Consider the following 14,031-nt stretch of genomic DNA (forward strand, 5'->3'; position numbering starts at 1 on the left):
GCTGCACATGGCCGCACGCACCAAGGCGCGCAAGCGCGCCGTCGACGTCCTCTATGCGGCCGACCTCCGCGGCGCCGACCCGCTGGAGATGCTGCGCGAGCGCGTCGCGCACGCCAACCCGCCGGTGCCCGAGCACGCCGTCCGGCTGGTGGAGGGCGTCGCCGCCCACGCCGGCCGCATCGACGAGCTGATCGAGGAGCACGCCCGCGGCTGGTCGCTGGACCGGCTGCCCGACGTCGACCGCGCGATCCTGCGCATGGCGGTCTTCGAGCTGCTGTGGGCCGACGACGTGCCCGACGCCGTGGTGATCGACGAGGCCGTCGAGCTCGCGCGGGCCCTGTCCACCGACGAGTCACCGGCCTACGTCAACGGCGTCCTCGGCGCCATCCTCGACGCCGAGGTCCCCACCTCCTCCTGACCGGGCGCCGCCGGCTCAGCCGGCGTCGTGCACGGTGACGGCGTAGCCGTCGGGGTCGGCGAAGGTGAACGCCCGGCCGAAGGGGGTGTCGGCCGGCGGCGCCAGGATCGTCACGCCGTCGGCGGCCATGCGGTCGTGCAGCGCCTGGCTGTCGTCGGCGGCCAGCCACAGCGCCACGCCCAGGCCCGGGCGGGGCCGGGCCGCGGCCGGGTCGACGCCGGGCAGCGGCTCGCGGACGGCGAAGGGCACCGGCGTGGTGGCGAAGACGACCGCGCCGGGCGGGCCGGCCGGAGCGCGGCGCAGGCCGAGGGAGTCCGCGTAGAAGGCCGCCGAGCGCTCGAGGTCGGTGACCTGCAGGGCGACGAAGTCGGGTCCGGTGACGGGCATGGCTGCTCCTCCGAGGTATGTCAGGACGTTGACATGGTCGAGTGTGTCAGGATCCTGACATGAGTCAAGGGGACGCGGTCGGCGACGTCGACCGGGCGGTGGGCTACGTGCTCAAGCAGGCCGCGACCGTGCTGCGCGGCGCCATGGACGCCGCCCTGCGGCCGCTGGGCCTGACGGTGTCGCAGTACGCGACGCTGGAGCTGCTCGACCAGCGGCCCGGCTCCTCGGTGGCGGAGCTCGCCCGGGCGGCCTTCGTGACGCGGCAGGCGATGACCGGCGTGCTCGCCGGCCTCCAGGACGGCGGCTGGGTGTCGCGGCCGGCGGTCGCGCCGCAGGGCCGGGCGCTGCCGGCGACGGTCACCGACGAGGGGCGACGGCGGCTGCGCGAGGCCAGCGCCGCCGTCGCCGGGGTGCAGGAGCGGATGCTGGCCGGCCTGACGCCGGACCGGCGCGAGCGCCTGCTGGCCGACCTGCAGGCGTGCGTGGCCGCGCTCGAGCCGGGCGCCTGAGGGCCGGGCGGGCGGGCCTGAGGAGCGGGCCACAGGGGCGGGCTCAGGGGCGGCGGCCGGTGCCCGCGGCGGCGGTGAGCATCGCGGCCATCCGGGCGCTCGACTGCCGCCGGGTGGCCCGGCGCAGCGCCTCGCGGCGGCGGGTGGCGAGCAGCAGCTCGGGGTCGGGCAGGGCGACCGGTGGGCTGGTGTGCACGGGATCTCCTCGCGTCGTGCGCCGTGTGCTCGGCGACGGGCCGGACGCTAGGAGCACCCACCGACAGTTCCGGGACCGAGCGCGGTCACCCGCTCGCGCACCGTGACGGGCGGTGCGCGGAGGACGCCGCGAGCGTCGCCCACCGGGGGAACCCGACGTCGCGACGGCCCGCTGCGTGCACGCAGCGCGGCCGGGGGAGGCCCCGGAGCGCGCCGCGTGCACACACCGCCGCCGGGCCGGGCGGGCGACGCGGCCCGGACGCGACGAGGCCCGCCCCGGCGGGTGCCGGAGCGGGCCTCGGAGGTGTGTCGGGATCAGCGCGGGGCGCGGCGCCGGTCCCAGGTCTCGTCGTCGTCCTCGGCGCCGGCGCCCATGCCGTCCATCCCGCCGGGGTTGAGCACGCCCCACTCGATGAGCCGCGTCGTGAGCTCGTCGGGGCTCATGTCGTAGATGATCGCCAGCGACTTGAGGTCCTCCGCGCGGATGGAGAGGACCTTGCCGTTGTAGTCGTGCCGCTGCGCCTGGATGGTCGAGGCGTAGCGGGCCAGCGGGCCGGCCTCGTCGGCGGGCAGCGAGCCCAGCGACTCGAGGTTGAGCACGATCTTCGTGGTCGAGGTGACCGCCGAGCTCGGCCGCGGGTCGGGCAGCAGCTCCGAGACCGGGACGCCGTAGAAGACGGCCAGCTCCGAGAGGCGCTGCACGGTCACCGCGCGGTCGCCGCGCTCGTAGGAGCCGACGACGACGGCCTTCCAGCGACCGTGCGACTTGTCCTCCACGCCCTGCAGGGACAGCCCCTGCTGGTTGCGGATGGCCCGCAGCCGGGCGCCCAGGGCCCGCGAGTAGTCCGTGCTCATGCGTCTCTGCTCACTGTCCGTCGTGGTGGAGGAGGCTCGTTGGTGACTGAGCGTACTGGTTCGCCGGGAGGTGCGACAGCGGCTCCCTCCTCCTGGGGAATCCTTCACTCCCCGTGCCCACCTGCGGTAGCGCGACGCGCGACGACGGTCACACGGGAGGGTGCAGTACCGTCGACGCCGGTCCACCCCACTCCTTTAACGACCCGTCCCGTGAGGCGGGGAAGGAGGCCTGATGGCCGGCTCCCCGGAGCCCCCTGCCGGTCGCACGTCCGCGCCCGGCGTCCTGCTCGCCCCCGCCGACGTCGCCCGCGTGGTCGACCGGATGGCGCACCAGCTCATCGAGAAGGCCGGCGACGCCCTCGCCGACCTGGTGCTGGTCGGCATCCCCACCCGCGGCGCCCCGCTCGCCCGGCGCCTGGCCGCCCGCGTCGCGGCCTTCAGCGGCACCACGGTCGACACCGGCACCGTCGACATCACGCTCTACCGCGACGACCTGCGGCTGCGCGGCGTCCGGGCGCTGGAGGACACCGTCCTGCCCGACGCGGGCATCGACGGCCGGCTCGTCGTCCTCGTCGACGACGTCCTGTTCTCCGGCCGGTCGGTCCGGGCGGCGCTGGACGCGCTGCGCGACCTCGGCCGGCCCCGCGCGGTGCAGCTCGCGGTCCTCGTCGACCGCGGCCACCGCGAGCTGCCGATCCGCGCCGACTACGTGGGCAAGAACGTGCCCACCTCGCGCGCGCAGAAGGTGCGCGTGCACCTGGCCGAGACCGACGGCACCGACGAGGTGCTGGTGACGGAGGGAGCCGGGTGAAGCGGCACCTGCTGGAGAGCGCCGACCTCGACCGCGACGACGCCACGCTCGTCCTCGACACCGCCGCGCAGATCGACCAGGCGCTGGCCGGCCGCGAGGTCAAGAAGCTGCCCACGCTGCGCGGGCGCACGGTGGTGAACCTCTTCTACGAGGACTCCACCCGCACCCGGATCTCCTTCGAGCTCGCGGCCAAGCGCCTGTCGGCCGACGTCATCAACTTCTCGGCCAAGGGCAGCAGCGTCTCCAAGGGCGAGAGCCTCAAGGACACGGCGCTGACGCTGGAGGCGATGGGCAGCGACGCGATCGTCGTCCGGCACGCGGCCTCGGGGGCCCCGCACCGGCTGGCGAACTGGGTGCAGGGCAGCGTGGTCAACGCCGGCGACGGCACCCACGAGCACCCGACGCAGGCCCTGCTGGACGCCTACACGATCCGCCGCCGGCTGGGCCGCCTCGACGGCGTCCGGGTGGCGATCGTCGGCGACGTCCTGCACAGCCGGGTGGCGCGGTCCAACGTCTGGCTGCTGACGACGCTCGGCGCGCAGGTCACCCTCGTCGCCCCGCCCACGCTGCTGCCGGTGGGCGTCGGGTCCTGGCCGGTGGAGGTCTCCTACGACCTCGACGCCGTCCTGCCCAAGGCCGACGCGGTGATGATGCTGCGCGTCCAGGCCGAGCGGATGAACGCCTCCTTCTTCCCCAGCGCGCGCGAGTACAGCCGCCGCTACGGCCTCGACGCCGTGCGGATGGCCGCGCTGTCCGACGACGCGATCGTCATGCACCCCGGCCCCATGAACCGCGGCATGGAGATCGCCGCCGACGTCGCCGACTCGGTCCGCTCGACGATCGTCGAGCAGGTCGGCAACGGCGTCTCGGTCCGCATGGCCGTCCTGTACCTGCTGCTCGGAGGCAACGCGTGACCACGCTGATCAAGGGGGCGCGCGTGCTCGGCGGCGAGCCCGCCGACCTGCTGCTCAAGGACGGCCGGGTCGCCGCGGTCGGCGGCCGGCTGTCCGCGACCGGCGCCACCGTCGTCGACGCCGACGGGCTAATCGCCCTGCCCGGCCTGGTCGACCTGCACACCCACCTGCGCGAGCCCGGCCGCGAGGACGCCGAGACCGTCGAGACCGGCAGCCGGGCCGCGGCCCTCGGCGGGTTCACCGCGGTGCACGCCATGGCCAACACCGACCCGGTCGCCGACACCGCCGGCGTCGTCGAGCAGGTGTGGCGGCTGGGCCAGGAGGCCGGGCTGGTCGACGTCGTCCCGGTCGGGGCGGTGACGGTGGGCCTCCGGGGCGAGCGGCTGGCCGAGCTCGGCGCCATGGCCGACTCCGCCGCCCGCGTGCGGGTGTTCTCCGACGACGGGCACTGCGTCGCCGACCCCGCGCTCATGCGCCGGGCGCTGGAGTACGTGAAGGCCTTCGACGGCGTCGTCGCCCAGCACGCCGAGGAGCCGCGGCTCACCGTCGGCGCGCAGATGAACGAGGGTGACCGCTCGGCCCGGCTCGGGCTGACCGGCTGGCCCGCCGCCGCCGAGGAGGCGGTGATCGCCCGCGACGTGCTGCTCGCCCAGCACGTGGGCGCGCGGCTGCACGTCTGCCACGTGTCCACGGCCGGGTCGGTGGAGATCCTGCGCTGGGCGAAGTCCCGCGGCGTCCAGGTCACCGCCGAGGTCACCCCGCACCACCTTCTGCTCACCGAGGCCTGCGCCGAGTCCTACGACCCGGTGTTCAAGGTCAACCCGCCGCTGCGCACCGACGAGGACGTGCACGCCCTCCGCGCGGGCCTGGCCGACGGCACGATCGACGCCGTCGCCACCGACCACGCGCCGCACGCGGTGGAGGACAAGGAGAGCGAGTGGGCGCAGGCCCGGCCCGGGATGCTCGGGCTGGAGCAGGCGCTGTCCGTGGTGCTCGAGACGCTGGTCGAGCCCGGTCTGCTCGACTGGGCGGGCGTCGCCGACCGCATGTCGGTGCGCCCGGCGGCCATCGGCCGCCTGGACGGGCACGGGCGCCCGCTGGCGCCCGGCGAGCCCGCCAACCTCCTGCTGCTGGACCCCGCGGCCCGGGCCACCGTCGACCCGGCCGCGCTGGCCAGCCGCAGCCGCAACAGTCCCTACGCCGGCCGGGAGCTGCCCGGCCGGGTCGTCGCCACGTTCCTGCGGGGCGAGGCGACGGTGCTCGACGGAAAGGCAGTGAAGTGACCGAGGCGATCCTCGTGCTCGAGGACGGGCGGACGTTCCGCGGCGAGGCCTACGGCAAGGTCGGCACGACGGTCGGGGAGGCGGTGTTCGCCACCGGGATGACCGGCTACCAGGAGACGCTGACCGACCCCAGCTACGCCGGCCAGATCGTCACCATGACCGCGCCGCACATCGGCAACACCGGCGTCAACGGCGAGGACGACGAGAGCCGCCGCATGTGGGTGGCCGGCTTCGTCGTCCGCGACCCCGCCCGCCGCCCGGCCAACTGGCGGGCCACCGGCAGCCTCGACGACGAGCTCGCCGCGCAGGGCGTCGTCGGGATCAGCGGCATCGACACCCGCGCGCTCACCCGCCACCTGCGCGAGCGCGGGGCGATGCGGGCCGGGATCAGCAGCGAGTCCACCGACCCCGACGCGCTGCTCGCCCGGGTCCGGGCCGCCGAGGGCATGACCGGCGCCGACCTCGCGCCGCGGGTGAGCACCGGCGAGCCCTACGTGGTCCCGGCGGTGGGGGAGCGGCGGTTCACCATCGCCGCGCTCGACCTCGGCATCAAGACGGCGACCCCGCGGCACCTGGCCGCGCTCGGCGTCGAGACGCACGTGCTGCCCTCGACGGCGACCGCCGCCGACCTGCTGGCCCACGGCTCCGACGGCGTCTTCCTCTCCAACGGCCCCGGCGACCCGGCCGCGGCCGACTACGCCGTCGCCGCGGTGCGGGGCGTCCTCGACGCCGGCCGGCCGCTGTTCGGCATCTGCTTCGGCAACCAGATCCTCGGCCGCGCGCTGGGCCTGGGCACCTACAAGCTGCGCTTCGGCCACCGCGGCCTGAACCAGCCGGTGCTCGACCGGGTCAGCGGCACGGTGCGGGTGACCAGCCACAACCACGGCTTCGCCGTCGACGCGCCGCTGGACCGGACCACCGACACCCCGTACGGCCGGGCCGAGGTGAGCCACGTGGGCCTCAACGACGACGTCGTCGAGGGGCTCCGGCTGCTCGACGCCCCGGCGTTCAGCGTCCAGTTCCACCCGGAGTCGGCGGCCGGCCCGCACGACGCCGCGCCGCTGTTCCAGCGCTTCGTCGACCTGATGGACGCCCACCGGCGGGACGGCGCGGCCGTCAGCCCCGCGCCGGTCGTCGAGCACAGCACGGGGGAGAAGGCCTGATGCCCAAGCGCACCGACATCGAGCACGTCCTGGTCATCGGCTCCGGGCCGATCCTCATCGGCCAGGCGGCGGAGTTCGACTACTCCGGCACCCAGGCCTGCCGCGTGCTGCGCAGCGAGGGCCTGCGGGTCAGCCTGGTGAACAGCAACCCGGCGACGATCATGACCGACCCCGACGTCGCCGACGCCACCTACGTCGAGCCGCTGACGCCGGAGTTCGTCGAGCGGGTCATCGCCAAGGAGCGCCCCGACGCGCTGCTGGCCACCCTCGGCGGGCAGACCGCGCTCAACATCGCCATCGGCCTCTACGAGAACGGCACGCTCGAGAAGTACGGCGTGCGGCTCATCGGCGCCGACGTCGACGCGATCAACCGCGGCGAGGACCGGCAGAAGTTCAAGGACATCGTGCGCTCCATCGGCGCCGACGCCCCGCGCTCGCGGGTCTGCTCCACCGTCGAGGAGGCGCTGGAGACCGCCGCCGAGGTCGGCTACCCGGTCGTCATCCGGCCGAGCTTCACCATGGGCGGCCTCGGCTCGGGCTTCGCCACCGACGAGGCGATGCTGCGCCGGATGGCCTCCCACGGCCTCGCGGACTCCCCGGTGCACACCGTGCTCATCGAGGAGTCGGTGCTCGGCTGGAAGGAGTACGAGCTCGAGCTCATGCGCGACCGCAGCGACAACGTGGTCGTCATCTGCTCGATCGAGAACGTCGACGCGATGGGCGTGCACACCGGCGACTCGGTCACGGTGGCGCCGGCCATGACGCTCACCGACGTCGAGTACCAGCGGATGCGCGACGTCGGCATCGCGGTGCTGCGCGAGGTCGGCGTCGACACCGGCGGCTGCAACATCCAGTTCGCCGTCAACCCCGCCGACGGGCGCCTGGTCGTCATCGAGATGAACCCGCGGGTCTCCCGGTCGTCGGCGCTGGCGTCGAAGGCCACCGGCTTCCCGATCGCCAAGATCGCCGCGAAGCTCGCCATCGGCTACACGCTCGACGAGATCACCAACGACATCACCGGCGTCACCCCGGCGGCGTTCGAGCCGACGCTGGACTACGTCGTGGTGAAGATCCCGCGGTTCGCGTTCGAGAAGTTCCCCGGCGCCGACCCGCGGCTGACCACGACGATGAAGAGCGTCGGCGAGGTCATGGCGATGGGCCGCAACTTCCCCGAGGCGCTGGGCAAGGCCATGCGCTCCACGGAGACGAAGGTGGCCGGCTTCTGGACCGGCGCGCCCGACCCGCGCTCGGCCGACGAGCTGCTCGAGGCGCTGCGCACCCCGGTCGACGGGCGGCTCTACACCGCCGAGGCGGCCCTGGCGGCCGGCGCCACCGTCGAGCAGGTGGCGCAGGCCAGCGGCTTCGACCCGTGGTTCGTCGACCAGATCGCCCTGGTGCAGGAGGTCGCCGCCGAGGTCCGCGACGCCCCGGCGCTCACCCCGGACCTGTTGCGCCGCGCCAAGCGCTACGGCCTGTCCGACCGGCAGGTCGCGGCGCTGCGGCCGGAACTCGCGGGCGAGGACGGCGTCCGGGTGCTGCGCTGGCGCCTGGGCATCCGGCCGGTCTACAAGACCGTCGACACCTGCGCCGCCGAGTTCGCCGCCCGCACGCCCTACCACTACTCGTCCTACGACGAGGAGACCGAGGTCGAGCCGCGGGAGAAGCCGGCGGTGCTCATCCTCGGCTCGGGGCCCAACCGGATCGGGCAGGGCATCGAGTTCGACTACTCGTGCGTGCACGCGGTCATGGCGCTGCAGGACGCCGGCTACGAGGCCGTGATGGTCAACTGCAACCCCGAGACCGTCTCCACCGACTACGACACCGCCGACCGCCTCTACTTCGAGCCGCTGACCTTCGAGGACGTCCTCGAGGTGGTCGAGGCCGAGCGCGCCGCGGGCCCCGTCGCCGGGGTCATCTGCACCCTCGGCGGGCAGACGCCGCTGGGCCTCGCGCAGCGGCTCAAGGACGCCGGCGTGCCGGTGCTCGGCACCTCGCCGGAGGCGATCGACGACGCCGAGGACCGCGGCGCGTTCTCCCGCGTCCTCGCCGACGCCGGCCTGCTCGCCCCCACGCACGGCACCGCGACGACGTTCGCCGAGGCGCGCGCGATCGCCACCGGCATCGGCTACCCGGTGCTCGTGCGGCCCTCCTACGTGCTGGGCGGGCGCGGCATGGAGATCGTCTACGACGACGCCACGCTCGAGGCCTACATCGCCAAGGCCACCGACGTCAGCCCCGAGCACCCGGTGCTGGTCGACCGGTTCCTCGAGGACGCCGTGGAGATCGACGTGGACGCGCTCTACGACGGCACCGAGCTCTACCTCGGCGGCGTGATGGAGCACATCGAGGAGGCCGGCATCCACTCCGGCGACTCGGCGTGCGCGCTGCCGCCGATCACCCTGGGCTCCGCCGACCTCGAGCAGATCCGCGCCGCCACCGAGGCGCTGGCCGCCCGGATCGGCGTCCGCGGGCTGATGAACGTGCAGTACGCGCTCAAGGACGACGTCCTCTACGTGCTGGAGGCCAACCCGCGCGCCTCGCGCACGGTGCCGTTCGTGTCCAAGGCGACGGCGGTGCAGCTGGCCAAGGCCGCCGCGCGGATCGCGGTGGGCGAGACCGTCGCCGAGCTGCGCGCCGCGGGCGTGCTGCCGGCCACCGGCGACGGCATCGACCTCGCCGAGCGGGCGCCGATCGCGGTCAAGGAGGCGGTGCTGCCCTTCCACCGGTTCCGCACCGTCGAGGGCCACGGCGTGGACACCGTGCTGTCGCCGGAGATGAAGTCCACCGGCGAGGTCATGGGCCTCGACGACGGCTTCGGCACCGCGTTCGCCAAGTCGCAGGCCGCCGCCTACGGGCCGCTGCCGACCGAGGGCACGGTGTTCGTGTCGCTGGCCAACCGCGACAAGCGCGCCGCCGTCTTCCCGATCAAGCGGCTCGCCGACCTCGGCTTCCGGGTGCTCGCCACCGCCGGCACCGCGCGGGTGCTGCGGCGCAACGGCGTCGGGTGCGAGGTGGTCGGCAAGTACAGCGAGGGCCCGGGCAACTGCGTCGAGCGGATCCTGGCCGGCGACGTCGACATCGTCGTCAACACGCCCTTCGGCTCGCCGGGCAACAGCGGGCCGCGCCTGGACGGCTACGAGATCCGCACCGCGGCGGTGTCCGCCGGGATCCCGTGCATCACCACGGTGCAGGGGATGGCCGCGGCCGTGCAGGGCGTCGAGGCGCTGCGCCGCGGTGACCTGGGGGTCCGCAGCCTGCAGGAGGTCCACGCGGCGCTCACCGCCACCCCGTGAACAGCCTTCGTAGCGCTCTTGGCTCCCCTCCCGGCGCGGTGAGGGCCGTGCGGGACGAGCTGGTGGCGCGCGGGCTGCTCGACGGGCTGCCGGCGGCGTTCCTGGCCGGGGTCACCCGGTTCGCGACGCCGCCGGCGCCCGAGCTGAACGCCCTGCGCGCCGGCGCCGAGGGGCTGGCCGCGCGGCTGGCGTCGGGGGAGGCCGGGGACGACGACCTGCCGCTGCTCACCCGCGTGCTGTTCCTCGGCCGGCTCGGCGGGGTGCTCGCCGCGCACGGGGTGCGGACGCCGTCCTACGACCTGCTCGGCTCCTACCGGGACAACCTGACGACGCCCGTCGGCCCGCGGCTGCCCGAGCGCCCGCGGGCCGGCGACCGGCGCTGGCGGGTCCTCGGCCGCGACGTCGCCTTCCCGGTCGGCGTGCCCGCGTGCGTGCTCAACGGCGGCGAGGAGTGGGTGCGCTTCCACGCCCGCAACGGCTTCAGCGTGCTCACCTACAAGACCGTGCGCAGCCGCGCGCACGAGCCGAACGAGCAGCCCAACTGGACGTTCGCGCCGCGCCCGCCCGGCGACGGGCCCGCCGACGAGGTCGTCTCCGACCCGTGGGACTGGACGGCGCCCGGCGACCCCGGCGTCAGCACCGTCAACTCCTTCGGCGTCCCCTCCCCGGCTCCGGCGGAGTGGATGGCCGACCTGGAGCGGTCGCTGGCCGCCGTCGACGACGACCAGCTGCTCCTGGTCAGCGTGATGGGGACAGGCGCCGGGACCGACCTGGCCGACGACTTCGTCGCCGTGGCGCGGCTCGCGCAGGAGGCCGGCGCCGGGGTGGTCGAGCTGAACCTGTCCTGCCCGAACACGCTGTCGGCCTCGCCGGACGGCGTGAAGCCGCCGCTGTGCCTCGACGCCGACGCCACCGTCGCGGTGGTCGAGGCCGTGCGCCGCGGCCTCGACGACCGCACCGCCCTGGTCGCCAAGATCTCCTGGCTCGACGAGCCGCGGCTGGCCGCGCTGGTGCCCCGGATCGGCCCGCTGGTCGACGGCGTCGCGGGGATCAACACCGCGGCGAGCCGGGTGGTGCGCAGCGACGGCGAGCCGACGTTCCCGGGCCGCGCGGTGGCCGGGTTGTCGGGCGCGGCCGTCCGCGAGCGGGCGCTGGACGCCACCCGGCGGCTGGTCGCGCTGCGCGAGGCCGGCGGGCACCGCTTCGATGTCCTGGCCATGGGCGGGGTCACCGACCCGGCCTCCTTCGCCGCGCTGTGGGAGGCCGGCGCCGACGCCGTGCAGTCGGCGTCGGGCGCCTTCGCCGACCCCTTCCTCGCGCGCGACTGCATCGCCGCGCACGGGGAGACCCTGTCCCGGTCGGTGCCGCGGTGACGGCCCCCTTCGGGCAGCGCCTCGCGGACGTCGTCGCCGCCCGCGGGCCGCTGTGCGTGGGCCTGGACCCGCACGCGCCGCTGCTCGAGCGCTGGGGCCTGCCCGACTCCCCGGACGGTCTCACCCGCTTCACCGACGCCGTCGTCGGCGCGCTCGCCGGGCAGGTGGCGGTGCTCAAGCCGCAGTCGGCGTTCTACGAGCGGCACGGCTCGCGCGGGCTGGCCGTGCTGGAGGAGGGCGTCGCGCGGGCCCGGGCGGCCGGGGCGCTCGTGCTGCTCGACGCCAAACGCGGCGACATCGGCTCCACCATGGACGCCTACGCCGACGTCCTGCGGCCGGAGCACCCCTGCGCCGTGGACGCGCTCACCGTCAGCCCGTACCTCGGCCCCGGGTCGCTGCAGCCGGCCGTGGACACCGCGAGGCTCACCGGCGGCGGCCTGTTCGTGCTCGCCCGCACCTCCAACCCCGACGCCGGCACGCTGCAGTCCGCCGCGGTGGGGGAGCGGAGCGCCGCGCAGGTCGTCGTCGACACCGTCCGGGGGTGGAACACGCCGGGCTGGGTGGTGGGCGACCCGCTGCCCGACCTCGGCGCGGTGCGGGACCAGGCCTCGCGCTGGGGCGCCACGACCGGGTCCTTCGGCGTCGTCGTGGGGGCCACGCTGCGCGAGCTGGACGTCGACCTCGACGGCCTCGGCGGGCCGGTGCTGGCCCCCGGCCTCGGCGCCCAGGGCGGCACCCCGGCCGACCTGCGGCGGCTGTTCGGCGCCGGCCGCGCCGTCGTGCCCACGGTCTCCCGCGACGTGCTCGCCGCGGGCCCCGACGCCGCGGCGCTGCGGGCGGCCGCGGCCCGGTGGGCCGAGGAGCTCGCGCGGTGAGGCGGGCGCTGCCCTGGGGGGTCGCGGCGCTCGGGCTCGTCCTCGTCGTCGCCGGGGTCGCCGTCTTCTGGCGGGAGAACCTCCCGGGGACGGTGACCTACGGCGGGAGCTACGCGCCGCTGACGCCGACCCGGGCGTACGAGAGCTCCCTGCAGCTCTCCTTCGACCGCGTCGACGTCCTCTGGACGTACCGCCACCTGGCGGGAGCCGGGCTCGCGGTGCTCGGCGCGCTGGTGCTCGCCGGGGTGGGCGGCTGGGCGCTCGGCCGCAGGTCGGGACGGCGCGGCGCCCGCTGACCCGGCGTGTCGCGGCACGGCTGTCGCGATCCCGTCGGGCAGTCCTGTCCCGTTCCGTATATGGTGTGACCTGCGTGTCTCACGGTCGGTCATCCGAGCGGTACACACAGCGTCACCTTCGGACGCTCAGAGATCGAGAACCTCGCGCGCACCGCGCGTGACCTGCGGATTCCCGGTTACTAGGTTGACCGCCGGGCCCGAGCAGCCGGGGCCGGACCCGCTGAGGCGGCACGAGACACAGCACAGAGACGCCGGGGCGAACAGGGCCCCGGCGACGACACGATCGGAACGCACCATGCCCCTTCCTGACCTGTCACCCGAACAGCGCGCCGCCGCCCTGGAGAAGGCCGCCGCGGCCCGCAAGGCCCGCGCCGAACTGCGCGAGCGGCTCAAGAGCAAGGGCGCCACGGTCGGCGACGTCCTCAAGCAGGGTGAGACCGACGAGGTGATCGGCAAGATGCGGGTCTCCGCGGTCCTGGAGTCCCTGCCCGGCGTCGGCAAGGCCCGTGCTGCGAAGATCATGGAGCGGCTCGAGATCTCGCCGACCCGCCGCGTCCGCGGCCTGGGCGCCAACCAGCGCCGGGCCCTGGAGGCGGAGTTCGGCGGGGAGCAGGTCGTCGCCGACCAGGTGCCCGCCGACTCGGCGAGCTGACCGGCCGCACGGCACCACCCCGCACCACCGCACAGGACCACCGCACCAGGACGAGGACGCCGTGCCCAGAGCCCACCAGTCCCCGGTCCCGGCGCGCCTGACGGTGCTCTCCGGCCCCTCGGGGGTGGGCAAGGGCACCGTGGTGGCGGAGGTCCGCCGGCGCTACCCCGAGGTGTGGCTCTCGGTCTCGGTGACCACCCGCGCGCGCCGTCCCGGCGAGGTCGACGGAGTGCACTACCACTTCATCGACGACGCCGCGTTCGACCGGCTGGTCGCCGAGGACGGCCTGCTCGAGTGGGCCGAGTACGCCGGCAACCGCTACGGCACACCGGCCGCCCCGGTCCGCGAGCGACTCGCGACCGGGGCGCCGGCGCTGCTCGAGATCGAGCTGCAGGGCGCCCGCCAGGTCCGCGCCCGCGCCCCGGAGGCGCAGCTGGTGTTCCTCGCGCCGCCGTCGTGGGGCGAGCTGGAGCGCCGGCTGGCCGGCCGCGGCTCGGAGACCCGCGCCGTCCAGGAGCGCCGGCTGGCCATCGCGCAGGCCGAGCTGGACGCCGCCGGGGAGTTCGACGTCGTGGTCGTCAACGACGACGTCGCACGGGCCGCGGACGAGTTGGTATCCTTGCTAGCTGCGCCGTCGTCCGGGAGGACGGTCGGCGCCTCCGAGTGACCGGCCGCCCGAGGCCCCTCACTCCCGCCGATCGAACGAGGAGCACGCCCGCCCGTGTCCGGAGTCGCACCTGCCCCCGAGGGCATCACCAACCCGCCGATCGACGAGCTGCTCGAGCGCACCAGCAGCAAGTACGGCCTGGTGATCTTCGCCGCCAAGCGCGCGCGCCAGATCAACGCCTACTACAGCCAGCTCTCCGAGGGCCTGCTGGAGTACGTCGGCCCGCTCGTCGACACCGCGCCCCAGGAGAAGCCCCTCTCCATCGCGCTGCGGGAGATCAACGAGGGTCTGCTGACCCACACCGCCGGCGAGAACTGAGCGCCCGGCACCCAGAACGGAT

The 14,031-nt window shown here is 75.1% G+C and carries 16 protein-coding genes; 13 read left to right on the plus strand and 3 right to left on the minus strand.

Annotated elements, in window-relative coordinates; translation table 11 throughout:
• Nucleotides 1-7: 7 nt before the first annotated feature.
• A complete protein-coding gene (gene nusB / locus ACI79X_RS04500) occupies nucleotides 8-418 on the plus strand; it encodes a transcription antitermination factor NusB (protein WP_457024219.1) in 411 nt (136 codons plus the stop codon).
• A 15-nt stretch (nucleotides 419-433) separates the two neighbouring features.
• On the opposite strand, the gene ACI79X_RS04505 is transcribed toward nusB, so the two are convergent.
• Entirely contained in the window at nucleotides 434-805 is a 372-nt protein-coding gene (locus ACI79X_RS04505; protein ID WP_457024220.1) for a VOC family protein, read from the minus strand.
• A gap of 59 nt (nucleotides 806-864) precedes the next feature.
• Here ACI79X_RS04505 and ACI79X_RS04510 point away from each other — a divergent pair, with 59 nt between their 5' ends.
• Nucleotides 865-1,314: a MarR family winged helix-turn-helix transcriptional regulator gene (locus ACI79X_RS04510; protein WP_457024221.1), complete on the plus strand. Its 450-nt coding sequence runs from the start codon at nucleotides 865-867 to the stop codon at nucleotides 1,312-1,314.
• Nucleotides 1,315-1,357: 43 nt separating this feature from the next.
• Here the strand turns inward: ACI79X_RS04510 and ACI79X_RS04515 are convergent, their stop codons facing one another.
• The gene (locus ACI79X_RS04515) at nucleotides 1,358-1,510 is read right to left on the minus strand and encodes a hypothetical protein (RefSeq protein WP_457024222.1); all 153 of its coding nucleotides are present in this window, start codon (nucleotides 1,508-1,510) and stop codon (nucleotides 1,358-1,360) included.
• Nucleotides 1,511-1,824: 314 nt separating this feature from the next.
• On the minus strand, nucleotides 1,825-2,364 hold the full coding sequence (gene bldD / locus ACI79X_RS04520) for a transcriptional regulator BldD (protein ID WP_457024223.1): 540 nt from the start codon (nucleotides 2,362-2,364) through the stop codon (nucleotides 1,825-1,827).
• 232 nt (nucleotides 2,365-2,596) lie between these two features.
• Between bldD and pyrR the strand changes: the two genes are divergently transcribed.
• The 11 genes from pyrR to rpoZ all read left to right on the plus strand — a co-directional run bounded on the left by pyrR (nucleotide 2,597) and on the right by rpoZ (nucleotide 14,009).
• Nucleotides 2,597-3,175, plus strand: coding sequence for a bifunctional pyr operon transcriptional regulator/uracil phosphoribosyltransferase PyrR (gene pyrR, locus ACI79X_RS04525; RefSeq protein ID WP_457024224.1), 579 nt, complete (start codon nucleotides 2,597-2,599; stop codon nucleotides 3,173-3,175).
• Nucleotides 3,172-4,089, plus strand: a complete 918-nt coding sequence (locus tag ACI79X_RS04530; protein ID WP_457024225.1) for an aspartate carbamoyltransferase catalytic subunit — start codon at nucleotides 3,172-3,174, stop codon at nucleotides 4,087-4,089. Before pyrR ends, ACI79X_RS04530 begins: the two co-directional genes overlap by 4 nt.
• Complete coding sequence (locus tag ACI79X_RS04535; protein WP_457024226.1) at nucleotides 4,086-5,372, plus strand: dihydroorotase; 1,287 nt, start codon at nucleotides 4,086-4,088, stop codon at nucleotides 5,370-5,372. The genes ACI79X_RS04530 and ACI79X_RS04535 overlap by 4 nt, the downstream gene beginning before the upstream one ends.
• Nucleotides 5,369-6,535: a glutamine-hydrolyzing carbamoyl-phosphate synthase small subunit gene (gene carA / locus ACI79X_RS04540; RefSeq protein WP_457024227.1), complete on the plus strand. Its 1,167-nt coding sequence runs from the start codon at nucleotides 5,369-5,371 to the stop codon at nucleotides 6,533-6,535. Before ACI79X_RS04535 ends, carA begins: the two co-directional genes overlap by 4 nt.
• Complete coding sequence (carB, locus tag ACI79X_RS04545) at nucleotides 6,535-9,828, plus strand: carbamoyl-phosphate synthase large subunit (RefSeq protein ID WP_457024228.1); 3,294 nt, start codon at nucleotides 6,535-6,537, stop codon at nucleotides 9,826-9,828. Before carA ends, carB begins: the two co-directional genes overlap by 1 nt.
• A gap of 38 nt (nucleotides 9,829-9,866) precedes the next feature.
• A complete protein-coding gene (locus tag ACI79X_RS04550) occupies nucleotides 9,867-11,201 on the plus strand; it encodes a dihydroorotate oxidase (protein WP_457024229.1) in 1,335 nt (444 codons plus the stop codon).
• Nucleotides 11,198-12,076 (plus strand): orotidine-5'-phosphate decarboxylase, encoded by an 879-nt coding sequence (pyrF, locus tag ACI79X_RS04555; RefSeq protein ID WP_457024230.1) that lies wholly within the window; start codon nucleotides 11,198-11,200, stop codon nucleotides 12,074-12,076. The genes ACI79X_RS04550 and pyrF overlap by 4 nt, the downstream gene beginning before the upstream one ends.
• Nucleotides 12,073-12,372, plus strand: coding sequence for a hypothetical protein (locus ACI79X_RS04560; RefSeq protein WP_457024231.1), 300 nt, complete (start codon nucleotides 12,073-12,075; stop codon nucleotides 12,370-12,372). The genes pyrF and ACI79X_RS04560 overlap by 4 nt, the downstream gene beginning before the upstream one ends.
• 295 nt (nucleotides 12,373-12,667) lie before the next feature.
• Nucleotides 12,668-13,024, plus strand: coding sequence for an integration host factor, actinobacterial type (mihF, locus tag ACI79X_RS04565; protein WP_457024232.1), 357 nt, complete (start codon nucleotides 12,668-12,670; stop codon nucleotides 13,022-13,024).
• Between the two features lie 61 nt (nucleotides 13,025-13,085).
• Entirely contained in the window at nucleotides 13,086-13,691 is a 606-nt protein-coding gene (gmk, locus tag ACI79X_RS04570) for a guanylate kinase (protein WP_457024233.1), read from the plus strand.
• 54 nt (nucleotides 13,692-13,745) lie between these two features.
• Nucleotides 13,746-14,009, plus strand: a complete 264-nt coding sequence (rpoZ, locus tag ACI79X_RS04575) for a DNA-directed RNA polymerase subunit omega (RefSeq protein ID WP_012949163.1) — start codon at nucleotides 13,746-13,748, stop codon at nucleotides 14,007-14,009.
• Nucleotides 14,010-14,031: the final 22 nt, after the last annotated feature.

The sequence above is a fragment of the Geodermatophilus sp. SYSU D01119 genome (genome assembly GCF_054049975.1).

Coding starts and splice junctions, on each gene's coding strand:
- pyrR (WP_457024224.1), top strand. CDS start 2,597: ATGGCCGGCTCCCCGGAGCCCCCTGCCGGTCGCACGTCCGCGCCCGGC.
- nusB (WP_457024219.1), top strand. CDS start 8: ATGGCCGCACGCACCAAGGCGCGCAAGCGCGCCGTCGACGTCCTCTAT.
- mihF (WP_457024232.1), top strand. CDS start 12,668: ATGCCCCTTCCTGACCTGTCACCCGAACAGCGCGCCGCCGCCCTGGAG.
- ACI79X_RS04505 (WP_457024220.1), bottom strand. CDS start 805: ATGCCCGTCACCGGACCCGACTTCGTCGCCCTGCAGGTCACCGACCTC.
- carB (WP_457024228.1), top strand. CDS start 6,535: ATGCCCAAGCGCACCGACATCGAGCACGTCCTGGTCATCGGCTCCGGG.
- ACI79X_RS04510 (WP_457024221.1), top strand. CDS start 865: ATGAGTCAAGGGGACGCGGTCGGCGACGTCGACCGGGCGGTGGGCTAC.
- bldD (WP_457024223.1), bottom strand. CDS start 2,364: ATGAGCACGGACTACTCGCGGGCCCTGGGCGCCCGGCTGCGGGCCATC.